At 67.2% G+C, this 25899-nt stretch carries 21 protein-coding genes; 4 read left to right on the forward strand and 17 right to left on the reverse strand.

What is annotated here, in order from left to right:
- Window positions 1-69: 69 nt before the first annotated feature.
- From RALTA_RS14050 to RALTA_RS14070, 5 genes are all read right to left on the reverse strand, one after another.
- Entirely contained in the window at window positions 70-993 is a 924-nt protein-coding gene (locus tag RALTA_RS14050) for an MlaA family lipoprotein (RefSeq protein WP_012354099.1), read from the reverse strand.
- Window positions 990-1502, reverse strand: a complete 513-nt coding sequence (gene mlaD, locus RALTA_RS14055) for an outer membrane lipid asymmetry maintenance protein MlaD (RefSeq protein WP_012354100.1) — start codon at window positions 1500-1502, stop codon at window positions 990-992. Before mlaD ends, RALTA_RS14050 begins: the two co-directional genes overlap by 4 nt.
- A 93-nt stretch (window positions 1503-1595) precedes the next feature.
- Window positions 1596-2375: a lipid asymmetry maintenance ABC transporter permease subunit MlaE gene (gene mlaE / locus RALTA_RS14060; RefSeq protein WP_012354101.1), complete on the reverse strand. Its 780-nt coding sequence runs from the start codon at window positions 2373-2375 to the stop codon at window positions 1596-1598.
- An 8-nt stretch (window positions 2376-2383) separates the two neighbouring features.
- Window positions 2384-3202, reverse strand: a complete 819-nt coding sequence (locus RALTA_RS14065) for an ABC transporter ATP-binding protein (protein WP_012354102.1) — start codon at window positions 3200-3202, stop codon at window positions 2384-2386.
- A 178-nt stretch (window positions 3203-3380) separates the two neighbouring features.
- On the reverse strand, window positions 3381-4472 hold the full coding sequence (locus RALTA_RS14070; protein ID WP_012354103.1) for a tripartite tricarboxylate transporter substrate binding protein: 1092 nt from the start codon (window positions 4470-4472) through the stop codon (window positions 3381-3383).
- Between the two features lie 219 nt (window positions 4473-4691).
- Here RALTA_RS14070 and RALTA_RS14075 point away from each other — a divergent pair, with 219 nt between their 5' ends.
- Complete coding sequence (locus RALTA_RS14075; protein WP_012354104.1) at window positions 4692-5231, forward strand: GNAT family N-acetyltransferase; 540 nt, start codon at window positions 4692-4694, stop codon at window positions 5229-5231.
- An 81-nt stretch (window positions 5232-5312) separates the two neighbouring features.
- Here the strand turns inward: RALTA_RS14075 and RALTA_RS14080 are convergent, their stop codons facing one another.
- The 11 genes from RALTA_RS14080 to pilM form a co-directional block, all read right to left on the reverse strand.
- A complete protein-coding gene (locus RALTA_RS14080) occupies window positions 5313-6776 on the reverse strand; it encodes a glutamate synthase subunit beta (protein ID WP_012354105.1) in 1464 nt (487 codons plus the stop codon).
- 129 nt (window positions 6777-6905) lie between these two features.
- Entirely contained in the window at window positions 6906-11615 is a 4710-nt protein-coding gene (locus RALTA_RS14085; protein WP_157877169.1) for a glutamate synthase-related protein, read from the reverse strand.
- Window positions 11616-12002: 387 nt separating this feature from the next.
- Window positions 12003-12722, reverse strand: coding sequence for a transposase (locus RALTA_RS14090; protein ID WP_012354107.1), 720 nt, complete (start codon window positions 12720-12722; stop codon window positions 12003-12005).
- Window positions 12723-12776: 54 nt separating this feature from the next.
- Window positions 12777-13919, reverse strand: a complete 1143-nt coding sequence (locus tag RALTA_RS14095) for a deoxyguanosinetriphosphate triphosphohydrolase (RefSeq protein ID WP_012354108.1) — start codon at window positions 13917-13919, stop codon at window positions 12777-12779.
- 48 nt (window positions 13920-13967) lie between these two features.
- The gene (gene aroB, locus RALTA_RS14100; RefSeq protein ID WP_012354109.1) at window positions 13968-15074 is read right to left on the reverse strand and encodes a 3-dehydroquinate synthase; all 1107 of its coding nucleotides are present in this window, start codon (window positions 15072-15074) and stop codon (window positions 13968-13970) included.
- Window positions 15071-15811, reverse strand: a complete 741-nt coding sequence (locus RALTA_RS14105; RefSeq protein WP_407637495.1) for a shikimate kinase — start codon at window positions 15809-15811, stop codon at window positions 15071-15073. Before RALTA_RS14105 ends, aroB begins: the two co-directional genes overlap by 4 nt.
- A 165-nt stretch (window positions 15812-15976) precedes the next feature.
- On the reverse strand, window positions 15977-18109 hold the full coding sequence (gene pilQ / locus RALTA_RS14110; RefSeq protein WP_012354111.1) for a type IV pilus secretin PilQ: 2133 nt from the start codon (window positions 18107-18109) through the stop codon (window positions 15977-15979).
- Complete coding sequence (locus RALTA_RS14115; protein WP_012354112.1) at window positions 18106-18654, reverse strand: pilus assembly protein PilP; 549 nt, start codon at window positions 18652-18654, stop codon at window positions 18106-18108. Before RALTA_RS14115 ends, pilQ begins: the two co-directional genes overlap by 4 nt.
- Window positions 18651-19322, reverse strand: coding sequence for a type IV pilus inner membrane component PilO (locus RALTA_RS14120; RefSeq protein ID WP_012354113.1), 672 nt, complete (start codon window positions 19320-19322; stop codon window positions 18651-18653). The genes RALTA_RS14115 and RALTA_RS14120 overlap by 4 nt, the downstream gene beginning before the upstream one ends.
- A 2-nt stretch (window positions 19323-19324) precedes the next feature.
- A complete protein-coding gene (locus RALTA_RS14125) occupies window positions 19325-19990 on the reverse strand; it encodes a PilN domain-containing protein (protein ID WP_012354114.1) in 666 nt (221 codons plus the stop codon).
- Window positions 19991-20007: 17 nt separating this feature from the next.
- Window positions 20008-21078: a type IV pilus assembly protein PilM gene (gene pilM / locus RALTA_RS14130; protein WP_012354115.1), complete on the reverse strand. Its 1071-nt coding sequence runs from the start codon at window positions 21076-21078 to the stop codon at window positions 20008-20010.
- Between the two features lie 399 nt (window positions 21079-21477).
- On the opposite strand from pilM, the gene RALTA_RS14135 reads away from it, so the two are divergent.
- A complete protein-coding gene (locus RALTA_RS14135; protein WP_012354116.1) occupies window positions 21478-23853 on the forward strand; it encodes a penicillin-binding protein 1A in 2376 nt (791 codons plus the stop codon).
- 81 nt (window positions 23854-23934) lie between these two features.
- On the opposite strand, the gene cyaY is transcribed toward RALTA_RS14135, so the two are convergent.
- Window positions 23935-24270 carry an iron donor protein CyaY gene (cyaY, locus tag RALTA_RS14140; RefSeq protein ID WP_012354117.1) on the reverse strand — a complete coding sequence of 112 codons (336 nt, stop codon included), beginning with the start codon at window positions 24268-24270 and terminating at the stop codon, window positions 23935-23937.
- Window positions 24271-24415: 145 nt separating this feature from the next.
- On the opposite strand from cyaY, the gene RALTA_RS14145 reads away from it, so the two are divergent.
- Both RALTA_RS14145 and lysA read left to right on the forward strand, forming a co-directional pair.
- Window positions 24416-24637: a hypothetical protein gene (locus tag RALTA_RS14145; protein WP_012354118.1), complete on the forward strand. Its 222-nt coding sequence runs from the start codon at window positions 24416-24418 to the stop codon at window positions 24635-24637.
- Window positions 24638-24639: 2 nt separating this feature from the next.
- On the forward strand, window positions 24640-25899 hold the full coding sequence (lysA, locus tag RALTA_RS14150; protein ID WP_012354119.1) for a diaminopimelate decarboxylase: 1260 nt from the start codon (window positions 24640-24642) through the stop codon (window positions 25897-25899).

Consider the following 25899-nt stretch of genomic DNA (forward strand, 5'->3'; position numbering starts at 1 on the left):
ACGCCACCTTCAAACAATTTGTTTCAGCGGTCACAGCGCATTCACAGCGCCAGTGCCGTGTTCGCCGCCTCAGCGGAAGCGCACTCCCGGCATACCCGGCAGCACCGGCGGCAACGGCATGCTCTGGCCTTCCGGCTGAGTCTCGCCCGCTGCGCCCGGCTTGGGCGGCTCGGCGGCCGGGGCGGAAGCGCCGTCCGCCGACGGAGCCGGCGCCGGTGCTGGTGCTGGTACGGCACTGGCGTCCGTCGCGGCGGGCGCCGGCGCTGCGCCTTCCGCCTCGGCTTCGTCGTCGCTACCCGGCGGATTGCCGTCGTAGATCAGGTACTGGCGCCGCTGCAGGTAGGAATCGCGCAGGAACGAGTACTTGTCCAGCGCCGCCTGTTCCAGCAGGCTGCTGGCCCCCAGCAGCTGGGCGCGGCCGGCGACGATGCGCACGCCGACCAGCGAGTTGCGCAGCGAAACCGGGTAGAAATACGCCGACGGGTCCGCCTGGCGGTCCACCAGCATGCCGGCGGTGTCGCGGAAGGTGCTGGGGCCGAACAGCGGCAGCACCAGGTACGGACCGGCCGGCACGCCCCACACGCCCAGCGTCTGGCCGAAGTCTTCCTTGTACTTCGGCAGGCCGGCCGGGGTGGCGATGTCGATCAGGCCGCCGATGCCCAGCACGGTGTTCATCGCCACGCGCATGGTGTCTTCGGCCGCGCGCGTGGGCTTGCCCTGCAGCAGGTTGTTCACCGCCGAATAGACATCGCTGACGTTGGAGAAGAAATTCTCCACCGCGCGCTGCACCGGCGTCGGCATGTAGTCGGCATAGAGCTCGGCCACCGGGCGCAGGATGCCCTTGTCGAAGTCCTCGTTGATCTTCGAGACCTCTCGGTTGAACGGCTCCAGCGGATCCTTCGGATTGGCGGTGGGGCCCGTGGCGCAACCGGCAAGCGCCGCTGCGGCGGCGGCCGTGGCCAGGAGGTTGCGGATGGGGCGGGCGGCGTTCACTTGAGATCTCCAGCCGGCGCCGGCGCACTGGCGCCGGTGGACGAGCCGCCGCCGGCATCGGCGGCCTTGTTGTACAGGAACTGCCCGATCAGGTTTTCGAGCACGACCGCGGACTGCGTCATGGTGATGCGCGCGCCGTCGGCCAGCATGGCCGTATCGCCGCCGGCTTCCAGGCCGATGTACTGCTCCCCCAGCAGGCCCGAGGTCAGGATCTTGGCCGAGGTGTCCTTCGGAAACTGGTAACGCGTCTCCAGGCTCATCTCGACGGTGGCCTGGTAGGTCTTGTCGTCGAAGCGGATCGCCGCGACCCGGCCGACCACCACGCCCGCGCTCTTGACCGGCGCGCGCGGCTTGAGCCCGCCGATATTGTCGAAGCGGGCCTGCACGGTATAGGTGTCCTGGAAGCTGAAGGCGCTCATGTTTCCCGCCTTGAGGGCGAGGAAGAGCAAGGCGACGAACCCTGCCGCCACAAACAGCCCCACCCAGAAATCGAGTGTGTTTTTTCTCATTGGAATCTCTTTCTTCAACCCCGTAGTGTCGTGTCGCTGCCTTGTTGTCGCTGCCCTGTCATCGTACTTCGCGCATGGTCTCGGCCGCCCGCCTCAGTTGCTGAACATCAGCGCGGTGAGCAGGAAATCCAGCCCCAGCACCGCCAGCGACGCGATGACCACGGTGCGGGTGGTCGCGCGCGAGACGCCTTCCGGGGTGGGCCTGGCTTCGAAACCCTGGTACAGCGCAATGAACGTCACCGCGATGCCAAAGATAAAGCTCTTGATCACGCCATTGAGCACATCGGCGCGCACGTCCACGCCGCCCTGCATCTGCGACCAGAAGGCACCGGCGTCGACGCCGATCAGTTGCACCCCGACCACGTAGCCACCCAGGATGCCCACCGCGCTGAAGATCGCGGCCAGCACCGGCATGGCGATCACGCCCGCCCAGAAGCGCGGCGCGACCACGCGCTGCAGCGGATTCACCGCCATCATTTCCATGGCCGTGAGCTGCTCGCCCGCCTTCATCAGCCCGATCTCGGCGGTCAGCGACGTGCCGGCGCGGCCGGCGAACAGCAGCGCGGTCACCACCGGGCCCAGTTCGCGCACCAGCGACAGCGCCACCAGCAGCCCCAGCGCCTGCTCGGAGCCGTAGCGGTTGAGCGTGTAGTAGCCCTGCAGGCCGAGCACGAAGCCGACAAACAGGCCCGACACCGCGATGATCACCAGCGAAAGGTTGCCGACAAAAAAGACCTGGTCGGTCACCAGCCGGAAGCGGCGCAGCAGCGCCGGCGACAGCGCCAGCACCGCCAGGAACATGCGCGTGGCGTGGCCCAGCCCGGAAATGCTGCGGCGCACGGCCGCACCGATGGCGCTGAAGAAGCCCGTCACCCACCCGGTCATCGCGCCCCTCCGACGAAATCCTCGGCCAGCGACGGTCCGGCGTAGTGGAACGGCACCGGGCCGTCGGCCTCGGCATGGACAAACTGGTGCACGAACGGATCGGTGGAGGCGCGCAGGGCCTCGGGCGTGCCTTCGGCGGCGATGCGCCCGTCGGCAATGAAATAGACGTAGTCGGCGATCTGGAAGGTCTCGTGCACGTCGTGCGAGACGATGATGGTGGTGGCGCCGAGCGCGTCGTTGAGGCTGCGGATCAGCCGCGCGGTCAGGCCGAGCGAGATCGGGTCCAGCCCGGCGAAGGGTTCGTCGTACATCAGCAGCGCCGGGTCCAGCGCGATCGCGCGGGCCAGCGCCACGCGCCGCGCCATGCCGCCGGAAATCTGCGACGGCATCAGGTCGCGCGCGCCGCGCAAGCCGACTGCGTTGAGCTTCATCAGCACCAGGTCGCGGATCATCGACTCGGGCAGGTCGGTGTGCTCGCGCAGCGGGAAGGCGACATTGTCGAACACCGACAGGTCGGTAAACAGCGCGCCGAACTGGAACAGCATGCCCATCTGCCGGCGCACGGCGTAGAGCCCGGCGGTATCGAGCCGGTGGATGTCCGTGCCGGCAAAGCGCACCGAGCCCGACTGCGGCCGCACCTGTCCACCGATCAGCCGCAGCACCGTGGTCTTGCCGCAGCCAGAGCCGCCCATCACCGCGATCACCTTCCCGCGCGGAAATTGCATGGTCAGGCCGGACAGGATCGGCTTGCCGTGGTCCGCGTAGGCGAAATCCACCGCAGTCAGTTCGACAAGGTTTTGAGCAGAATCGGTCACGTTGGCACCGGTCGGGACAGGGGCGCATTATAAGGTGTACTACCTACCCCTTGCTGGCACCCGTGTTTCCCGCGCCACATGCAGCGTGCCTGTGGAGCCTCAGAATCTGCTGGTCGCCGGGCAATCTGGCCGATTTCCGCTGGAAAGCGGCCAGTTTCCCGCCACGCCGCAGTGGCGCTCAAGGCTCCTGCGCGATCGGCACGTCCCTGAGGATCACCTGCCACTGGATCGATTCGGAGCGAATCGCGGTGGCAAACGCCTCGGGCGAGTCGCGCAGCGGCGTCAGGCCGGCGGCCTGCAGGCGCGAGCGCACCTCGCGCTCGGCCATCACGCCGTCCAGCTCACCGGCCAGGCGCGCAACGATGGCGCGCGGCGTCTTGGCCGGCGCCATCACGCCAAACCAGGCCGCCGCCGCGTAGCCGTCCTGCCCGGATTCCTGCAGCGTCGGCACCAGCGGCGCCAGCGGGGAGCGCGCCACGCCGGTCACGCCGATCAGCCGCAGCCCGCCGCTCTTGACCTGGCCCTGGACCGCCGCGAACGAACAGAAGCAGGCGCTGATCCGGCCGGCCAGCATCTCCTGCACTACCGCGGCCTCGCCCTTGCCGGTGACCAGCGGCACGCCGCCGCGCAGGCCGCGCACCGCGTATTCGGCGTACAGGTGCGAAGGACTGCCGGGCTGGCCGTAGCCGTAGCTGTAGGAGCCGGGGCTGGACCTGACCGCGGTCATCCATTGGTCCGGCGTCCGCATCGGCAGCCGGGCGTCGATCACCAGGAACAGCGGCGTGGTGGCGACGCGCGCGACCGGCGTGAAATCGCGCACGACGTCGTAGGGCACCGGCTCCAGGCCGGGCTGGATCAGCATGTTGGCCTGGTGGAACAGCAGCGTATGACCGTCGGAACTGGCCTTGGCGACGACATCGCCGGCGATGGTCCCGGCGCTGCCGGGACGGTTATCGACCTCGACCGGCACGCCGAGCCTGGCCGACAGGCGCTCGGCCAGCATCCGCGCCACGGCATCGGCAACGCCGCCGGCGGGGAACGGCACGATCAGGCGCATCGGGCGATCGGGAAAGGACATGCTGCGCGCAAGCGGCTGCGTGCCGGCAAGCGCGGGCCTGGCCGGCACGGCAGACGCCAGCGTGGCACCTCCCAGGGCGACCAGGCACAGCAGGCTCGGCAGCCAGCGCCGCGCGGCGGCCGCGGCGGGCAGGCGCGGCGCGCATTTCGCTTTACCTCGCCAAAGTCGCGACAGATTGCGCACTTCGGACATCGTTTTCCTCCGGCCCGTCTCCTGAGGAGGCGGCAAACAGGTTCTGGGGAAAATGGATTGGCGAGGCAGTTTCCGTTAGTTGTTTTTGAAAATTGTAAGGACAATGTCCGGGCCGCCACAGGCACGTAAACCATAGCCGGGAGAACCCTGAAAGCCTTGCTGCGCCTTGCCAAATGCGCCCGCGGCGGTTGCCGTGCAACGCCCGGATATAATCCGCCGATGACGAAATTCACCGTGCGGCCGATGGTCCGGAGCGACCTCCCGGCCGTGCTGGCTGTACAGGCCAGCTGCTATACCGAAGCACTGCTGGAAAGCGAGGCGGCTCTGGCAAGCCGGCTGGCGCTGGCCCCGGCCACCTGCTGGGTCGCGCACGACCCAGCGCAGCGCGGCACCCTCGCCGCCTACCTGTTTACCCACGCCTGGCCCGAAGACAGCCTGCCGCCGCTGGACGGCCGGCTCGACGATGGCTGGCGCCGGCATACCGCCCCTGACACCCTGACCTGGTTCGTGCACGACATGGCCGTGGCACCCGCCGGCCGCGGCACGGGGCTGGCGCCGCGCCTGTACGCGGCGGCGCAGGCGGCGGCGGTCGCCGCCGGGCTCGGGCGCTCGCGGCTGATTGCGGTGCAGGCCGCGGCGCCCTGGTGGCGCAGGCTCGGGTACGCGCCGGTGCCGGCGCAGATTTCCGCCCGCCATGCCGGCAAGCTGGCGGCATACGGCGCCGGCGCGGTGCTGATGGAACGGACGCTGGCGGACTGACACGCCGCGACGCCCAGGCATAAGAAAAAAAGCCCGCCGGCTTGCGCCAGGCGGGCTTTTTGTCGCGACGGTGCTGCGCGATCAGCGCGGCAGGTCGGTATGCCCCATCAGGAACGCATCGACCGAGCGCGCGGCCTGGCGGCCTTCGCGGATCGCCCATACCACCAGCGACTGGCCACGGCGCACGTCGCCGGCGGCGAACACCTTGGGCACGTTGGTATGGTACGCACGCTCGCCTTCGGTCGACGCCTTGGCGTTCTTGCGCGCATCGGTGTCGACGCCGAAGGCTTCCAGCATCGAGCCCACCGGGTTGGTGAAGCCCATCGCCAGCAGCACCAGGTCGGCCGGCAGGATGAACTCGCTGCCTTCGACTTCCTGCATGCGGCCATCCTTCCATTCGACGCGGCAGGCCTTCAGTGCCGTCACCTTGCCGTTCTCGCCGATGAATTCCTTGGTCGCGACCGACCAGTCGCGCTCGCAGCCTTCGTCATGCGACGACGAGGTGCGCAGCTTGATCGGCCAGTACGGCCACACCAGCGGCTTGTTCTCTTCTTCCGGCGGTTGCGGCAGCAGTTCGAACTGGGTCACCGAGGCGGCGCCGTGGCGGTTGGACGTGCCCACGCAGTCGGAGCCGGTATCGCCGCCGCCGATCACGATCACGTTCTTGCCCTCGGCGCGGATCTCGTTGGCACCGTCGCCGGCCACTTCCTTGTTCTGCGGGATCAGGAATTCCAGCGCGAAGTGGATGCCGTTCAGGTCGCGGCCCGGTACCGGCAGGTCGCGCGGCACTTCCGAGCCGCCCGCCAGCACCACGGCGTCGAACTGTTCCATCAGGGCCTGGGCCGAGATGGTTTCACGCGCGTAGTTCTTGATGCCGGCCGGCAGTTCGCCGTCGGTCACCATCACGCCGGCGCGGAAGGTCACGCCTTCGGCCTGCATCTGTTCCATGCGGCGGTCGATCAGCGACTTCTCCATCTTGAAGTCGGGGATGCCGTAGCGCAGCAGGCCGCCGATGCGGTCGTTCTTCTCGAACACGGTCACGTCATGGCCGGCGCGTGCCAGCTGCTGTGCGGCCGCCATGCCGGCGGGGCCGGAGCCGACCACGGCGACGGTCTTGCCGGTCTTGTGGCGCGGCAACTGCGGCTTGACCCAGCCCTCTTCCCAGGACTTGTCGATGATGGCGTGCTCGATCGACTTGATGCCCACGGGCAGCTCGTTGATGCCCAGCGTGCAGGCGGCCTCGCACGGTGCCGGGCAGATGCGGCCGGTGAACTCGGGGAAGTTGTTGGTCTGGTGCAGCACCTCGATCGCCGACTTCCAGTCCTGGCGGTACACCAGGTCGTTGAAGTCGGGGATGATGTTGTTGACCGGGCAGCCGTTGTTGCAGAACGGGATGCCGCAGTCCATGCAGCGCGCACCCTGGAGCTTCGCTTCGCTGTCGGACAGCGCGAACACGAATTCCTTGTAGTGCTTCACGCGCTTGACTACCGGTTCGTAGCCCTCATTCTGGCGCGGAAATTCGAGAAAGCCAGTCGCCTTACCCATGTTGCGTCCTTGGTCATGCTGCGCGGGACCGGCGGCTTCGCCGGCCCCGCGGTGGGGTCAGTATCTTGTCAGGGCCGCGGCGGCTTGCCGCGGCCCTTCGCTACGTTGGTTTTGCTGCGCTCGTCTCGCTCAGGCCGCGATGGCCTCGCGGTCGCTGTCGCGGGCGGCCTGTTCCTTGGCGTACATCTCGCCCAGCGCGCGCTTGTACTCGGTCGGGAAGACCTTGACGAACTTGCGGCGTGCCGTGGTCCAGTCAGCCAGCAGCGCCTTGGCGCGCTCGGAACCGGTGTAGCGGAAGTGCTGCTCGATCAGGTTGCGCAGGATGACTTCATCCAGCACGCGCTTGCCGTCGACCTTGTGCCACGAAGCCTGGGGCTGCCCCTTCTCCTGGTCGGCCGAGGCCAGCACCGCTTCCAGCGCCACCATCGAGGTGTTGCAGCGCTTGTCGAACAGGCCGTCCTCGTCATAGACGTAGGCCACGCCGCCCGACATGCCGGCCGCGAAGTTGCGCCCGGTGCCACCCAGCACCACCACCGTGCCGCCGGTCATGTACTCGCAACCGTGGTCGCCGGTGCCTTCCACCACTGCCACGGCGCCGGAGTTACGCACCGCGAAGCGCTCGCCGGCCACGCCGTTGAAGAACGCTTCGCCGGCGATGGCACCGTACAGCACGGTGTTGCCGACGATGATGTTGCGGGTCGGATCGCCGCGGAACTCGTGCGGAGCGCGCACGATCACGCGGCCGCCCGACAGGCCCTTGCCGACGTAGTCGTTGCCATCGCCCACCAGGTCCAGCGTGATGCCGTGCGCCAGGAACGCGCCGAACGACTGGCCGGCGGTGCCTTGCAGCTGGATGTGGATGGTGTCGTCGGGCAGGCCTTCGTGGCCGTACTGCCTGGCCACCACGCCCGACAGCATCGCGCCGACGGTACGGTTGACGTTCTTGACCGGCTGGATGAACGAGACACGCTCGCCCTTCTCGATCGCTGGACGGGCCTTGGCGATCAGCACGTGGTCCAGCGCCTTGCCGGCCTCGGCCGACAGGCCGTGGTCCTGCACGTCGGTGTGGTACAGCGGCACGTCCGCGCCCAGCGACACCTGGTGGAAGATGCGGCTGAAATCCAGGCCGCGCGCCTTCCAGTGCTCGATGCCGGCCTTGGTGTCGAGCAGGTCGGCGCGGCCGATCAGCTCGTCGAAGGTGCGGATGCCCAGCTGGGCCATGATCTCGCGCGCTTCTTCGGCAACGAAGAAGAAGAAGTTCACCACGTGTTCCGGCTTGCCCTGGAATTTCTTGCGCAGCTGCGGATCCTGCGTGGCCACGCCCACCGGGCAGGTGTTCAGGTGGCACTTGCGCATCATGATGCAGCCCTCGGCAACCAGCGGTGCCGTGGCGAAGCCGAACTCGTCGGCACCCAGCAGCGCGCCGATGACGACGTCGCGGCCGGTCTTCATCTGGCCGTCGGCCTGCACGCGGATGCGGTTGCGCAGGCCGTTGAGCAGCAGCGTCTGCTGCGTCTCGGCCAGGCCCAGCTCCCACGGCGTGCCGGCGTGCTTGATCGACGACCACGGCGAGGCGCCGGTGCCGCCGTCATGGCCGGCGATCACGACGTGATCGGCCTTGGCCTTGGACACGCCCGCGGCCACCGTGCCGACGCCCACTTCGGACACCAGCTTGACCGAGATATCCGACGACGGGTTGACGTTCTTCAGGTCGTGGATCAGCTGCGCCAGGTCCTCGATCGAGTAGATGTCATGGTGCGGGGGCGGCGAGATCAGGCCCACGCCCGGCACCGAGTAACGCAGCTTGCCGATGTAGTCCGAGACCTTGTGGCCCGGCAGCTGGCCGCCTTCGCCCGGCTTGGCGCCCTGCGCCATCTTGATCTGGATCTGGTCGGCCGACGCCAGGTACTCGGCGGTCACGCCGAAACGGCCCGATGCCACTTGCTTGATCTTGGAACGCAGCGAGTCGCCGGCCTGCAGTTCCAGGTCCTTCTCGATCACGCCGTCGCCCAGCACGCCCTTCAGGGTGTCGCCCTGCTTGATGGGGATGCCGCGCAGCTCGTTGCGGTAGCGCTTCTCGTCCTCGCCGCCTTCGCCGGTGTTGGACTTGCCGCCGATGCGGTTCATCGCCAGCGCCAGCGTGGTGTGGGCTTCGGTCGAGATCGAGCCGAGCGACATCGCACCGGTGGCGAAGCGCTTGACGATCTCCTTGGCCGGCTCGACTTCTTCCAGCGGAATCGCCTTGGCCGGATCGACCTTGAACTCAAACAGGCCGCGCAGCGTCATGTGGCGCTTGCTCTGGTCGTTGATGATGTTGGCGTATTCCTTGTACGTCTGGTAGGCGCCCTTGCCGTCGTCTGCGCGCACCGAGTGCTGCAGCTTGGCGATCGAGTCCGGGGTCCACATGTGCTCTTCGCCGCGGATGCGGAAGGCGTACTCGCCGCCGGCGTCCAGCATGTTTTCCAGCACCGGGCTGTTGCCGAAGGCGTCCTTGTGCAGGCGCAGCGCTTCCTCGGCCACTTCGAAGATGCCGATGCCCTCGACGTTCGACGGCGTGCCGTGGAAGTACTTCTGCACCAGCTCGCGCGACAGGCCGATGGCCTCGAAGATCTGCGCGCCGGTGTACGACATGTAGGTGGAGATGCCCATCTTGGACATCACCTTGAACAGGCCCTTGCCGATCGCCTTGACGAAGTTCTTGACCGCCTTCTCGGGCGACAGGTCGCCCGACAGGCCGCTGGACATGTCGGCCAGGGTTTCCATCGCCAGGTACGGGTGCACGGCTTCCGCGCCGTAGCCGGCCAGCAGCGCGAAGTGGTGGACTTCACGCGCGGTGCCGGTCTCGACCACCAGGCCGGTGGACGTGCGCAGGCCCTTCTCCACCAGGTGGTGGTGGATCGCGGAGGTGGCCAGCAGCGCCGGGATGGCGACGTGGTCGGCATCGACCGGGCGGTCGGTCACGATCAGGATGTTGTAGCCCGAACGCACCGCATCCACGGCCTCGGCGCACAGCGAGGCCAGGCGCGCTTCGATGCCTTCCTTGCCCCAGGCGGTCGGGTAGCAGATGTTCAGTTCGTACGAACGGAACTTGCCGCCGGTGTAGTGCTCGATGTTGCGGATCTTGGCGATGTCCTTGAAGTCCAGCACCGGCTGGGACACTTCGAGGCGCATCGGCGGGTTGATGTTGTTCAGCTCCAGCAGGTTCGGCTTCGGACCGATGAACGACACCAGCGACATCACCATGTTCTCGCGGATCGGATCGATCGGCGGGTTGGTGACCTGGGCGAACAGCTGCTTGAAGTAGTGGTACAGCGTCTTGTTCTTGGACGACAGCACGGCCAGCGGCGAGTCATTGCCCATCGAGCCGGTGGCTTCCTCGCCCGACATCGCCATCGGCGCCATCAGGAACTTGACGTCTTCCTGGGTGTAGCCGAACGCCTGCTGGCGGTCCAGCAGCTTGGCCACGGGCTTCTTCTCGGCGGCAACGTCTTCCGGCTTGGCATCGATCTCGTCCAGCTTGATGCGCACGGCGTCGATCCAGCTCTTGTACGGCTTGGCGTTGGCCAGGTTGTCCTTGAGCTCCTTGTCGTCGATGATGCGGCCCTGCTCCATGTCAATCAGGAACATCTTGCCCGGCTGCAGGCGCCACTTCTGCACGATGCGCGACTCGGGGAACGGCAGCACGCCCGCTTCCGAGGCCAGCACCACGACGTCGTCCTCGGTCACGTAGAAACGTGCCGGGCGCAGGCCGTTGCGGTCCAGCGTGGCGCCGATCTGGCGGCCATCGGTGAAGCAGATCGCGGCCGGGCCGTCCCACGGCTCCATCATGGCGGCGTGGTACTCGTAGAAGGCGCGACGGTTGTCGTCCATCAGCGTGTGCTGTTCCCAGGCTTCCGGGATCATCATCATCATCGCGTGGACGAGCGGGTAGCCGGCCATCGTCAGCAGTTCGAGGCAGTTGTCGAACGATGCCGTATCGGACTGGCCCGGGTAGATCAGCGGCCACAGCTTGGGCAGGTCGTCGCCCAGCACCGGCGACGAGATTGCGCCGGTACGCGCGTTGATCCAGTTGACGTTGCCCTTGACCGTGTTGATTTCGCCGTTGTGGGCGACCATGCGGTACGGGTGGGCCAGTTCCCAGGCCGGGAAGGTGTTGGTCGAGAAGCGCTGGTGCACCAGGGCCAGAGCCGACACGGCGCGCGGGTCCTGCAGGTCCAGGTAGTACTCGCCGACCTGGTTGGCCAGCAGCAGGCCCTTGTACACCACGGTGCGGGCCGACATCGACGGCACGAAGTACTCCTTGCCGTGCTTGAGCTTGAGCGCCTGGATGGCGTGGCTGGCGGTCTTGCGGATGACGTAGAGCTTACGTTCCAGCGCGTCCGTGGTCATGATGTCGCGGCCGCGACCGATGAAGATCTGGCGGATCACCGGCTCGGTCTTGCGCACCGTGGGGGACATCGGCATGGCGGCGTCGACGGGAACGTCGCGCCAGCCCAGCACGACCTGGCCTTCCAGGCGGACCGTGCGCTCCAGCTCCTGCTCGCAGGCCAGGCGCGAGGCGTGCTCCTTCGGCAGGAAGATCATGCCCACGCCGTATTCGCCCGCGGGCGGCAGGCTCACGCCCTGCGCCGCCATCTCTTCGCGGTAGAACTGGTCCGGGATCTGGATCAGGATACCGGCGCCGTCGCCCATCAGCGGGTCGGCGCCGACCGCGCCGCGGTGGTCCAGGTTCTCCAGGATCTTCAGGCCCTGGGAAATGATCTCGTGCGACTTCTTGCCCTTGATGTGCGCGACCATGCCGACGCCGCAGGCGTCATGCTCGTTGGCCGGGTCGTACATGCCTTGCGCCTGCGGACGCAGGGCGTGCAGGTCTGTGGCGGAGGAAGACTCGCTGATTTGCTCGCTGGTCTGCGCTTGGGCCGAAAGATTTTTCGTTTGGTCCACGGGCTGAATTCCGGTGAAGGCTGCGCGAACTGCTGGACTACCGGAACGGGGACCGCGCGCTTTCTCTGGATCCGCCCAAACCGGTGGACCGGCGGAAGGAAAATGGGGACGAAGCTGTCTGCGGGCCGCAGCGGCGTACACGAGCGTGACGCGCCGCACAATGACTGTGGGTGGAGCAACTATATGGGAATCGCCTGCGCCTCGCAAAAATATTAAATGGGGTCAGAGCACATTAATGTACGCACCGTTTCGGTGAATCAATTAAATGGGGACACATCAAATTTATGCCGCAGAAGCCTCCTCATGAGCTTCCTTTTGCACCTTTTTGGGGCGTCCTTTTGGCAGCGGTTGCAGCCGTCGCGTCCCATGTCTCTCCAGTTGGGCGAGGAAGGCGTCGTCTCCCAGCGGCCAGCCGCTATGCGCATGGGCACGCAACACCTCCAGGGTCTTGCCGGATAGTCCTTCCGCGCTGAGCATGCGGTAGTTCGACTGCCGTTCGAAGGGGGTATTGCCCAGTTCCCAGTAGGCGGCGTGGTCGCTGATAAACGGGCTGGCCTCGATCCCCGCGTGATGACGGTAGCTGTTCCAGCGGTCCGCCTCCGGGGTGCCCGCCTCCCCCGCGCGCACGGCGTTGCCCTCGACGTAGAGCATGGCGGGCAGCATCCATTGGGCCGGATCGAACACGGCGGAGCGGAAGCGCCCCTCCCACAGCGTGCCGGTGCGCCCCGCCACGCGGTTGAAGTACCGCGCGTAACGGCGTCCGACCGCCTGCATGGTCAGGCTAAGCGCGTCCTCACTTTTTGGCGTTGCGACCAGGTGCACGTGGTTGGGCCGCAGTGCATAGGCATGGACGGCCAGGTCGTGCTCGCGCGCGGCCATGCGCAGGCAATCGAGGTAATGCAGGTAGTCGTCAGCGCCCAGGAAGACAGGCTGGCGGTTGTTGCCGCGTTGCAACACCAACGCGGGCAGTCCGGTGGGGGAAAAACGGGGAAGGCGGGCCATGACGGGTCGTGCGGGGCTGGGATGCCCGCATCATAGCCTGATCCGTCCCTATTTTCAGGGAGCCGTTCCCTCGCTGACCGCGAAGATGCGGCGATGCTCCCGGATGGCGTAGCGGTCGGTCATGCCGGCAATGTAATGCGAGATCAGCCGCGACTGGTCGCCGCCATGGCTGGCCTGGTACTGCGGCGGCAGCAGGCGCGGATCGGACATGAAGGCCTGGAACAGGTCGCCGACGATGCGCTGCGCCTTGGCCGACATCCGCATCACCAGGTAATGCCGGTACAGGTGCCGGAACAGGAAGCGCTTGAGCGCGGCGGCTTCCTCGTGGATCTGCGGGCTGAAGCCCACCAGCGGCCCGGCGGCACGCACGGCGTCGATATTGCGCGGGTTGGCGTCGGCGATATTGCGGCTGGTGGTTTCGATCAGGTCGACGATCAGCGTGTTGATCATGCGCCGGACCGTCTCGTTGATGGCGCGCCGGCCGTTGATGCCGGGGAAGGCCTCGGCCACCTCGGCCCGGTGGCGGCCCCACATCGGCACCTCGTCGAGCTGCTCCAGCGTGAGCAGCCCGGACCGCAGGCCGTCGTCGATATCGTGGTTGTTGTAGGCGATCTCGTCGGCAAGGTTGGCCAGCTGCGCCTCCAGCGACGGTTGCGTGCCTTCCAGGAAGCGCCGGCCCAGCTCTCCCAGCGCCGAGGCATTGACGCGCGAGCAATGCTTGAGGATGCCCTCGCGCGTCTCGAAGGTCAGGTTCAGGCCGTTGAAGCCGCCGTAGCGCTCTTCCAGCTCGTCCACCACCAGCAGGCTCTGCAGGTTGTGCTCGAAGCCGCCGTGGTTCTTCATGCACTGGTTCAGCGCGTCCTGGCCGGCATGGCCAAACGGCGTGTGGCCCAGGTCGTGCGCCAGCGAGATGGCCTCGACCAGGTCCTCGTTCAGGCGCAGGTTGCGCGCGATCGAGCGGGCGATCTGCGCCACTTCCAGGCTGTGGGTGAGCCGGGTGCGGAACAGGTCGCCCTCGTGGTTGACGAAGACCTGGGTCTTGTACTCGAGCCGCCGGAACGCCGTGCTGTGGATCACGCGGTCGCGGTCGCGCTGGAATTCGCTGCGCGACAGCGACGCGGGTTCGGCATGCACCCGCCCGCGCGTCTGCGCGGAGCGGGCGGCGTACGGGGCGAGGTGGCTTTCAAAGTCGGTCATGCAGCGCGTCCGGTGGCTGGGTCGGGGTGGCGAGGCATAACCGATCGGTCAGGCGACCGGTGCCTCGGTGGGAGGTTTCAGGACGGCGTGCGCCAGCGTCGCGCGCAGGTCCGCGTCCGGCACGCTGGTGATGAACGCCTCGCCGAGCTTTTTCAGCAGGATGAACTTGATGCTGCCGGCCTCGGCCTTCTTGTCGACCTTCATCAGTTCGATATAGCGGTCGGCGCCCAGTTCCGGCGCCACCACCGGCAGCATCGCCGCCTGCGTCAGCGTGCGCACGCGCGCCAGCGTCTCGATATCGATAAAGCCCAGCCGGTGCGACAGGTCAGCGGCCATCACCATGCCGCAGCCGACGGCTTCGCCGTGCAGCCAGGCGCCGTAGCCCATGCCAGCCTCGATCGCATGGCCGAAGGTATGGCCGAAATTGAGGATGGCGCGCAGCCCGCCCTCGCGCTCGTCCTGCGCCACCACGCCCGCCTTGATCTCGCACGAGCGCTGCACGGCAACGGCCATCAGCTCGGGGTCGCAGGCGTTCAGCGCCTGGATGTTGCGCTCGATCCAGGCAAAGTAATCGGCATCGGCAATGGCGCCGTGCTTGATGACCTCGGCCATGCCCGCGGCCAGTTCGCGCGGCGGCAGCGTGCGCAGCGTGTCGATGTCGGCGATCACCGCGTTGGGCTGGTGGAACGCGCCGATCATGTTCTTGCCCAGCGGATGGTTGATGCCGGTCTTGCCGCCCACCGACGAATCCACCTGCGCCAGCAGCGTGGTCGGCATCTGGATGAACGGCACGCCTCGCATGTAGCAGGCGGCGGCAAACCCGGTCATGTCGCCCACCACCCCGCCGCCCAGCGCGACCAGCGTGGTCTTTCGGTCCGCGCCCGCCTGCAGCAGGGCGTCGAAGATCCGGTTCAGGGTTTCCCAGTGCTTGAAGGCCTCGCCGTCCGGCAGCGTGACGGTGCGCACGGTCTTGCCGAGCGCGGCCAGCGCCTGCTCGACACGCGCGGCATAGAGCGGCCCGACGGTTTCGTTGGTGACGATGACGGCGTGCTGGCCGCGCACGTGCGGGCGCAGCAGCTCGGCGTTGTCGAGCAGGCCGCTGCCGATATGGATGGGGTAGCTGCGCTCGCCCAGGTCGACTTCAAGGGTAATCATGGATTGGGGTCCTGCGCCGGGGGTTCGGCATCGTCCGCGGGCGGGGACGCCGGCTGCGGGGGATCGATCCGGAAACCGGCCATTTCAAGTTGCATCAACACCATATTAGCAAGCTGCGCCACCGAGGGCTTGCCGGTTTCGATGATGAAATCGGCGACTTCGCGGTAGAGCGGATCGCGCTCGGCGTACAGCGCCTCGAGCTTGCCCTTGGGATCGTCGGTCTGCAGCAGCGGTCGGTTGCGGTCATGCCGCGTGCGCAGCCACAGGTCGTGCGGGCTGGCGCGCAGGTACACCACCGTGCCGCGGGCCTTCAGCACCTCGCGGTTTTCGGCGCGCAGCACCGCACCGCCGCCTGTGGCCAGCACGATGCCCTGGCGCTGCGCCAGTTCGCGGATCATCGCGGCCTCGCGGTCGCGGAAGCCGGCCTCGCCCTCGAGCTCGAAGATCACCGGGATGCGCACGCCGCAGTGCGCCTCCAGCTCATGGTCGGAATCGAAAAACGGATAGTGCAGGCGCCGCGCCACCGTGCGGCCCACGGTGGTCTTGCCGGCGCCCATCAGGCCGACGAAAAAGAGGTTGGGTCGATCGGATTCCGGTCGCTCGGAGTCAGATCGATCGGCATCGCGCCGATCCTGGGCCCGGCGCTGTGCCGCCGGGCCGGTCTCTTGGGCTGTCACGGGACTGTGGTTCGGGAGCGCGGCATGCGGGCCGTCCTCCCCGGTTGGGAACTGCATCATCTTCTTATGTTGTGGCGCGGCCGGCAAGTGCCGAATGCGGCATAGCCCGCATTTCTCGCCGCGGCGCGTGCATTTGGCCGGGCCCGGGATGGCGTCGCGCGGCGAAAAAAAAAGGCCGCATCTGCCGATGCGGCCTGCCAGTCTACTGTATCCCGCGCCCTGGCCCTACCTGAGCGATACGCTTTCGTTGAGGATGCGCGGGGTCAGGAACACCAGCAGCTCAGTCCGGTTGCGCACCTTGGCGTTGTTCTTGAACAGGTAGCCGAGCACCGGGATATCGCCCAGCAGCGGCACCTTGTCGACATCGGTGGACTCGGTCTGGGTGTAGATGCCGCCGATCACCACGGTGCCGCCGTTCTCGACCAGCACCTGGGTCTGCACGTGCTTGGTGTCGATGGCAAAGCCGGATGTGGTCTGGATGCCCACGCTGTCCTTGTTCACGTCGACGTCCAGCAGCACATTGCCTTCGGGCGTGATCTGCGGCGTCACCTCGAGCTTCAGGTTGGCCTTGCGGAACTGCACCGAGGTGGCGCCGCTGGACGTGGCCGCCTGGTAAGGCAGTTCGGTGCCCTGCTCGATCAGCGCCTTGATGTTGTTGGCCGTGACCACGCGCGGGCTGGAGATGATCTTGCCCTTGCCGTCCGCCTCGAGCGCCGACAGTTCCAGCGCCAGGAAACGCGTGGCGGCGCTGTTGAACAGGCTCACCGCGATATTGGCCGGGTTGGTGCCGTTGATGGAACCGGCCGGCAGGCTCAGGAACGGCCCGTTGTCGGAGGTCGCCCCGGGCAGCACATTGTTGTAGGTGTTGCCGACGCGGGCATTGTTGTACTGCCCGGCAAAGCCCAGCTTCACCCCCAGGTTGCGGCTGAAGGTATCGGTGGCCTCGACGATGCGCGCCTCGATGATGACCTGGCGCACCGGGATGTCGATCTTGCCGATGAAGCTCTGCACCTCTTCCAGCTTGGAGGCGATATCGGACACAAACAGCTGGTTGGTGCGCGCATCGGCTGTCAGCGAACCGCGCTTGGACAGCATGCGCGTGCTGGCGCCCGCCGCGCCCGCGGCACCGATTGGGGCGGCCGCGCCGCCGCCGGCGCCCATGCCCAGCAGCATCCTGCGCACGTCCTCGGCGCGCTGGTAGTTGAGCTGGAACACCTGGCTGCGAATCGGCTCGAGGTCGTTGATCTGCTGCTGCGACTCGAGCTCCAGCTTCTCCTTGGTCTGCAGCTCGGCCTTGGGCGCCACCCACAGCACATTGCCGTTGCGGCGCGAGGCCAGCCCCTTCGCATCCATCACGATTTGCAGCGCCTGGTCCCAAGGCACGTCCTTGAGCCGCAGCGTCAGGTTGCCTTGCACGCTCTCGCTGGTGATGATGTTCAGGTTGGTGAAGTCGGCGAACACCTGCAGCAGCGAACGGATGTCGATGTTCTGGAAGTTCAGCGACAGGCGCTCGCCGCGGTAGCCGGGGCCGCTGATCAGCTTGGTCGGGTCCTCCTTGACCGGCCGGACCTCGACCACGAACTGGGTGTCGGTCTGGTACGAGCTGTATTCCCAGTTGCCGCGCGGCTCGATGGTCAGGCGCGCGTTGCCGTTGGCATCGGAGGCGCGCATGCCCTGCACCGGCGAGCCATAGTCGCTGACGTCGAAGTGCCGCCGCAGGTTCTCGGGCAGCGTGGTGCCGAGGAAATCGACCACCACGTTCTTGCCCTGTTGCGCGATATTGATGCCCGAGTCGCGCGAGGACAGGTCCACCACCACGCGCCCCGCGCCGTCGGCGCCGCGGCGGAAGTCGATATTGCGCACCGACGGCCGCCCTGCCGCGCCCGCCGAGGTGGCGGCCGGCGCAAACGTCGGCGCCGCGCTCTTGGCCGCGGGCGCGACGTTATCCAGCGACACCACGAAGACGTTGCCGCGCTGGTCGGTGCGATAGGTGGCGCTGCGCGTCAGGTCGAGGATCACCCGCGTGCGGTCGCCGATCTGCATCACATTGGCAGCCTTGACCAGCTTGCCGCCGTATTCATATTGCGCGCGGCGCTCGGCAAAGCCGGTATCGAAGAAATCGATCGCGAGCCGTGCCGGGTTCTGCGTGGTGAAGTCCGCCGGCTTCTGCGCCAGCGGCCGTTCCAGTTCGACCACGAGCACGGTCTGTTCCCCGGTCGTGCTGACGTCAACCGACTTGATCCGGTTGCCCTGCGCCAGCGCAGCCGGTGCGGCGATCGCAAGCCATAGCGCCAGCGCGGTGGCCATGGCCCTTATCACGGCGCCCGCGCGCGCACGATACCAGCGCGCGGGGGTCATGCCGCCGCGTCCAGCTTCAGGCTGGTCATTTTCTCTTTCCACTCGGATACCCCCTCCCGGACCAATTCGCGCAACACGATCTCCTGATCGGTGATGCGGACCACCCGGCCATAGCTCTGGCCGAGATACTGACCCACCTTCACATGGTGGATCTTGTTATCAACACGGACGATGCCGAAGGTTTCCCCCTGCTTCTTCATCATCCCGAGCATCTTGAAGTTTTCGAGCGGATAGTCTTCCAGCGGCTCACGGCGCCGGCCGGCTTCCGGCGAATCCGCCAGCGTCTTGTTCAGTTCGCCGATCTTGGCCTGCGCGAACGGCTCGGGCGCACTGGCCGCGGCGTATTCGCGCGGCACATAGGGCCGGGCGTCGGGGACCGGCTCGGGCGGCTTGGCGCGAGCGTTGCGGGTGGTCTCCATCCACTGGCGCAGTGCATCTTCATCGCTGGCACCGCAGGCGCCCAGCAAGCCGAGCGCCAGCGCCGCCGCCAGCGTGCGCCGCGACGCCGTCCATGCGAGGGCGCGGGTTCGAACGGTGCGGCTCATTTCGCACCTCCCGCCTTGGCGGCCGCCGCCGCCGCGGCGGCCTTGCGTTGCGCCGCCTGTTCTTCCGCGTCGAGCGCGCGATAGGCCATCGCCACCGCCTCCATCGACAGCCCGCCCTCCTTGGTATTGGCCAGCTGCAGGTTCTGCATCGACACGATGCGCGACAACGCCGCGACATCGGCATTGAACTGCGCCACCTCGTGATAGCGCCCGGTCACCCGCAGGTTCACGGGGATCTCGGCAAAGTACGGCTTGATCACCGCCGCCTGCGGCTTGAACAATTCGAACTGCAGCCCGCGCGCCACGCCGGCGTGGTTGACGTCGGCCAGCAGCGCGTCCATTTCGGTCTTGTTGGGCAACTGGCGCTCCAGCAGCGCCACGCGCTGCTCGACCTGCTTCTTCTGCTCGCGCAGCGCGTCGAGATTGGCCACCTGCGCCACCTTGGTCTGGTACGCCTGCTTCAGGCTTTCCTGCTCCTGGCGCTGGCGCTCGAGCTCGTCGAACTTTGCGCTCCAGTAGAACTGCCAGCCCAGCAGCAGCACCACTGCCGCGGCCAGGATTGCGAACAGCACGCGCGGCGCGGCCGGCCAGGTCTCCGGCTCGTTCAGGTTAAGCCCGCGGAACTGGCTGGTCAGGTCAGCCAGGTTGATTTCGGTATTGAGCGCCATGGTCAGGCCTTTCCGGCCGCGGGTGCGGGTGCGGGAACAGGTGCGGCGGCAGGGGCCGATGCGCCCGGGGCAGCCTTCTTGCCGTCGGCCGGGGCCTCCGGCGCGCGGTACGCAAAGCGCATCGAGAAATCGAACAGCCGGCGCTGCTCGCGCAGGTTGTTGGTCATGGTGACCGCCTTGGACTCGACCAGCTCGGCCTTGTCGAGCCAAGCCACGCTGCCCAGGTTGCGCAGCAGCTCGGAAATCCGTTCGTTGGACTGCGCCACGCCGGCGATGGTGAAGGCCTCGCCGGCCTGCTTCAGGCTGGTCAGGTAGACGCCCTCCGGCACCTGCCGCACCAGTTCCTCGAGCAGCTGCACCGGGCGGTTGCGCTCGGTCTGCAGGCTTTCGACGGCCTTCTGGCGCTGCAGCAGCGCGTCGATGTCCTTCTTCAGGCTGTTGACCTCGCGGATCTGTCCGTCGAGCCTGGCGTTTTCCGCGCTCAGCACCTGGTTGAGCGCCACCACGGAGGCGATGCGCCCGTCGATATAGAGGCCGCCCAGCAGTACCACGGCCGCGCCGCCGGCGGCCGCGGCGCCCAGCATCGTGTAAACCTTCTTGCGCCGCGCCGCCTTGCGGGCTTCGTGGTAAGGCAGCAGGTTGACCGAAGGCAGTGTGTTCGTTGACATCTCTTGCCTCCGGTGCGTTATTGCAGGCCGCGCAGGGCCAGGCCGGCACTGACGATATACGCCGGCAGGTCGCGCTGCAGGTAGCGCTCGTTGACCTTGGCGTTGGTCGCCATGTTGGCGAACGGATTCGCCAGCGTGGTGGTGATCTTGGTCTGGTGCTGGATCGCCGCCTGCACGCCGAACAGCGAGGCATGCCCGCCGGACAGCAGGATCTCGTCGACCCGGCCCAGGCTGGAACTGGCGATAAAGTTGCCGATCGCGGACTGCACCTCCATGGCCAGGGCATCGAGCGATGGCTTGAGCAGCTGGGCGCGCCAGGCCTCGGGCAGCGTGTTCTTGCGCTTCTTGATCTCGGCCTTGAGCGCATCGAGCGTAAACATGCGCGCCGCGCTTTGGGTGAGCTGGTCGCCGTAGCTGTTCAGCGGTTGCTCGTAGAGTTCTTTCCAGCCCTGGTAGAAGATGGCCTTGGAGCGGCTGCCGCCCAAATGGACCACCGCCACCACCGGCAGCGCGCGCGCGTCGGCCTCGGACATCTCCTGCGGTACGCCCAGCATCTGCACGATCGAGCGCTGCACCGCGTATTCCTCGACGTCCATCACCTGCGGCTTGAGGCCGGCCATTTCGGCCGCGGTCACGCGCTCCTGCACGCGATCGCTGTTGGCCGCGGTGACGCGCACGCCGATGCCGCCCTCGGTCTCGCTGGGGCCGATCACGGCGAAATCGAAATTGACCGCCTGCGACGGCGGATAGAGCCGGTGCGCCTCGGATTCGACCTGGGAATAGAGCTCGTCTTCGGACAGGTTGTCCGGCAGGCTGACCGTCTGCGATTCGGTCAGCATGGAGGGCACGCCCAGCACCACGTCCTTTGAGCGGATGCCAGCCTTGCCGAGCGCGCGCCTGAGCGCGACCCCGACTGCCTCGATGTTGATGACGTTGCCATCGGCAACGGCATTGCGGTCCAGCAGTTCGCTGGCGCATTTTTCCAGCCGGTAGTCTTGCCTGCTGCCCCCCACGGACAGCTCGACTACCTTGATGCTGGACGACCCGATATCCACGCCGACCGTAGTCCGGCGCAGAAGCCCCGACAAAATGCCCCGACGCAAGGTGACCCCCTGACTTTTGAACTCGCCCCTGGCTTGAACGCTCTAATCGGGCGAGCCTAGTTTCTTGAATGAAACGTGTGCTTTTTATGTTGGCCGATTCTCACAAAATCCAGCATCGGTGGCAATGTGCCGAACTGGGCCGAACTTGTTTTTAGGAAGGGCCTCATCAATCCGTTGCCAAAACCCCACGGTGGTCGGGTTCCCTTCCATGCCTGCCTGTGCCGCGCGCTTCCCTCCCTGGTCGCCCCAACGTCGCCCTGCACGCCGGCATCCGCCGCCTTACATCTTGTAACAGCGCGATAGCGGCGCCCCCGCCACTGTGCGCCCGGGCGGGCCGATGCCGGAAGATATAATCGCGGGCACCCCTGACTAGGTATTTCCCTTATGGCCACAGCACAACACAAGCCGCCCCACCCTGCCCGCCGTTCGATCTGGACGCGGCTCATGTTCTGGGCGGTCGGACTGGTTGTCGCCGGTGCCGTCGTGCTTGCGCTGCTGCTGGGCTACGCGCTGCTGGTGGCCGCGCCCAACCTGCCTTCGCTGGACACCATCACCGACTACCGGCCCAAGATCCCGCTGCGGATCTACACCGCCGACAATGTGCTGATCGGCGAATTCGGCGAGGAGCGGCGCAACTTCGTGCCCATCGCCGAAATTCCGGACGTGATGAAAAAGGCAGTGCTGGCGATCGAGGACGACCGCTTCTACGAGCACGGCGGCGTCGATTTCGTCGGCGTCATGCGTGCCGGCCTGGCCAACCTGCGCGGCGGGCTGTCGCAGGGCGCCTCCACCATCACCATGCAGGTGGCGCGCAACTTCTTCCTGTCCAGCGAGAAGACCTACACCCGCAAGATCTACGAGATGCTGCTGGCGTACAAGATCGAGGCCAACCTGAGCAAGGACCAGATCCTCGAGCTGTACATGAACCAGATCTACCTGGGCCAGCGCGCCTACGGCTTCGACAGCGCCGCGCGCGTCTACTTCGGCAAGTCGGTGCGCGATGTGACACCGGCCGAAGCGGCGATGCTGGCCGGGTTGCCGAAGGCGCCGTCGGCCTACAACCCGGTGGTCAATCCGCGCCGCGCCAAGGTGCGCCAGGAGTACATCCTGCAACGCATGCGCGACCTGCGCTACATCACCCCCGAGCAGTATGAGGAGGCCGTGCACGCGGAGCTGAAGGTGCGCACCGAGGGCAACGAGTTCTCCACGCACGCCGAATACGTGGCCGAGATCGTGCGCCAGCTCATGTACGCGCAGTACCGCGAGGAAACCTACACGCGCGGCCTGACGGTCTACACCACGCTGACCAAGACCGACCAGGACGCCGCCTATGAAGCCGTGCGCGCCGGCATCATGAACTACGAGCGCAAGCACGGCTACCGCGGTCCCGAAGCCTTTATCGACCTGCCTTCCGACCCCGGCGAGCGCGAGCAGGCCATCGACGATGCGCTGGTCGAGCATCCGGGCAGCGGCGACCTGCGCTCGGCGGTGGTCACCAGCGTGTCGCCCAAGCAGGTCAAGGCGACGCTGCTGTCCGGCGAAGTGGCGACCATCGAAGGCGCGGCGCTGCGCTTTATCGCGCCGTCGCTGTCGGCCAACGCGCAGCCCAAGATGAAGATGCGCCCCGGCGCGGTGATTCGCGTGACGCAGGACGAGAAGAACAACTGGTCGGTGACGCAGCTGCCGGAAGTGGCCGCGGCGTTCGTGTCGATCAACCCGCAGGATGGCGAGATCCGCTCGATGGTGGGCGGCTTCGACTTCAACCGCAACAAGTTCAACCGCGTGACCCAGGCCTGGCGGCAGCCTGGGTCCAGCTTCAAGCCTTTCATCTACTCGGCTGCGCTGGAAAAGGGCTTCTCCCCGGCCACGGTGATCAATGACGCGCCGCTGACGATCGGCCCCGATACCGGCGGCCAGGTGTGGGAACCCAAGAACTACGACGGCCGCTTCGAGGGCCCGATGACCATGCGCCGCGCGCTGGCCAAGTCCAAGAACCTGGTTTCGGTGCGGATCCTGCGCGCGATCGGCACGCAGTACGCGCAGGACTACATCACCCGCTTCGGCTTCGAGGCAGACAAGCATCCGGCCTACCTGCCGATGGCGCTGGGCTCGGGCGCGGTGACGCCGCTGCAGATGGCCGGTGCCTATTCGGTATTTGCCAACGGCGGCTACCGCGTCAACCCCTACCTGATCCAGAAGGTGGTCGATGCGCGCGGCAACGTGATCTCTGAAACCCGTCCGCAACGCGCCGGCACCGACGCCGTGCGGGTGCTCGACGCGCGCACGGCCTTTATCGCCGACACCATGCTGCGCGACGTGGTCCGCTACGGCACGGCCAACAGCGCCAAGCAGCGCCTGGGCCGCAATGACCTGGCCGGCAAGACCGGCACCACCAACGACGCGGTCGATGCCTGGTTCGCCGGCTACACCCCCAACCTGGTAGCGATCGCCTGGATGGGCTACGACCAGCCCAAGAGCCTGGGCGTGCGCGAAACCGGCGGCGGCCTGGCCCTGCCGATCTGGGTCAGCTACATGAGCAAGGCACTCAAGGGCGTGCCGGAGTCGCCGGAACGGCCCGCGCCCGAGGGCGTGCTGATGGTGGGCGGCGACTGGACCTTCGAAGAAAACGCCGGCGGCGCCGGCGTGGCGTCGGTGGGCCTGGGCGATCCGTGGCCGGGCAAGCCGGAGGAATCGACAAACCCGCCGGCCGATACCGAGCAAGAGAAACGCAAGATCCTCGAGATGTTCGGCGGCGCCTAAGGGCGCTCGCCAGACAGCAAAAAGCCGGCCGCGACGCCGGCTTTTCTTCTTGTGCGCCAGGCGCGCCGCGGGACGCCGGGGTCAGTGAAAGCTGAGACTGGCGCCCGCCTGCTCGCTGACATAGCCCGACAGCGCCGCGTACAGTTCGCCGCCGTTGCGCGTATCGATCCAGCGCTCGCCGTCGCGGCGGAAGTGGAAGCCGCCGGCGCGCGCGGCCACCCAGAGTTCCTGCATCGGCGCCTGGCTGTTGATGATGATCTTGGAACCGTTCTCGAATTCCAGTTCCATCACGTTGCCGGTGCGGCTGATTTCAATGTCGGCGTCGGCCGCGTCGGCGGCCGCCTCGACAGCGGCTTCGATGCGGTCCAGCTCGCGCGTGGCCAGGGCCAGGAACTCGCTTTCGCTCAAGGGGGGCATGCTAAACTCCGAGACCGCCGTTGCCGCCGCTGCCCGGACCGGGCGTACGTGGCGAGAACGGCTTTTTTTGTTAAGAATCCTCCGGATGGCCGGCCAGCGCGCCGGGCCATCCAACGCCTTGCCAACAAGCCAAAAGGACGACCCGATGCTGCGTCGTGTTGCGATTGTATCGGCGTTTGCCGCCGCCCTTGCGATGCCCCTGCTGGGCGGATGCGGTATCCGCGGGCCGCTGACCCTGCCCAAGGTGCCGCCCGAGCCGACCCCGCCGACCGTGCCGGATCCGGGCCTGGGCCGTGCCGATGCCGTGCCGCCTGCAGCGGCCACGCCGGCACCGGCATCGTCCCCCGCCGCCCCCACCACCCGATAACCATGACCGCATTTTTCCATCGCCAGGACGGCGCGCTTGCCGTCGAGCAGGTGCCGCTGGCGCGCATCGCCGCCGAGTTCGGCACGCCTACCTATGTCTATTCGCGTGCGGCGCTGACCGCCGCGTATCAGGCCTACGCCGCCGCCTGCGCGGGCCGCAAGGCGCAGGTCCAGTACGCGATGAAGGCCAACTCCAACCTGGCGGTGCTGCAGGTGTTCGCCCGCCTCGGCGCGGGCTTCGACATCGTCTCGGGCGGCGAACTCAAACGCGTGCTGGCTGCCGGTGGCGATCCGCGCAAGGTGGTGTTCTCGGGCGTGGGCAAGAGCGCGGCCGAAATGGAGCTGGCGCTGGCGCAGGACGTGCGCTGCTTCAACGTCGAGTCGATCCCCGAGCTGGACCGGCTGAACGAAGTGGCCGGCCGCGTCGGCAAGCGTGCGCGCGTGTCGCTGCGCATCAACCCCGACGTCGACGCCAGGACCCATCCCTATATCTCCACCGGCCTGAAGGGCAACAAGTTCGGCATTGCATTCGAGGACGTGTTGCCGACCTACCGCGCCGCCGCCGCGCTGCCGCACCTGGCGGTGACCGGCATCGACTGCCATATCGGTTCGCAGATCACCGAGGTCGAGCCCTACCTGGAAGCGCTGGACAAGGTGCTGGACGTGGTCGAGGCGCTCGAGCGCGAAGGCATCAGCCTGGAACACATCGACGTGGGCGGCGGCCTGGGCATCACCTACACCGACGAAACCCCGCCGGACATCACCGGCTTCGCCACCACGCTGCTGGAGCGCGTCGCCGCGCGCGGCCACGGCCACCGCGAGGTGCTGTTCGAGCCGGGCCGCTCGCTGGTGGGCAACGCCGGCGTGCTGCTGACGCAGGTGGAATTCCTCAAGCCGGGCGCGGCCAAGAACTTCTGCATCGTCGACGCCGCCATGAACGACCTGGCCCGTCCGGCCATGTACGAGGCCTACCACCGCATCGAGCCGGTGGCGCTGCGCGACGGCGCGGCCGTGACCTACGACATCGTCGGCCCGGTGTGCGAATCCGGTGACTGGCTCGGCCGCGACCGTGCGCTGGCCGTGCAGCCTGGCGACCTGCTGGCGGTGATGTCGGCCGGCGCCTACGGCTTCACCATGAGTTCCAACTACAACACGCGCCCGCGCGCCGCCGAAGTGATGGTCGACGGCGCCAGGGTGCATCTGGTGCGCGAGCGCGAGCTGGTCGAAGACCTGTTCCGCGACGAGCGCCTGCTGCAGGACTGA

Origin of the sequence: Cupriavidus taiwanensis LMG 19424 (assembly GCF_000069785.1) — a bacterium.
Lineage (GTDB): Bacteria > Pseudomonadota > Gammaproteobacteria > Burkholderiales > Burkholderiaceae > Cupriavidus > Cupriavidus taiwanensis.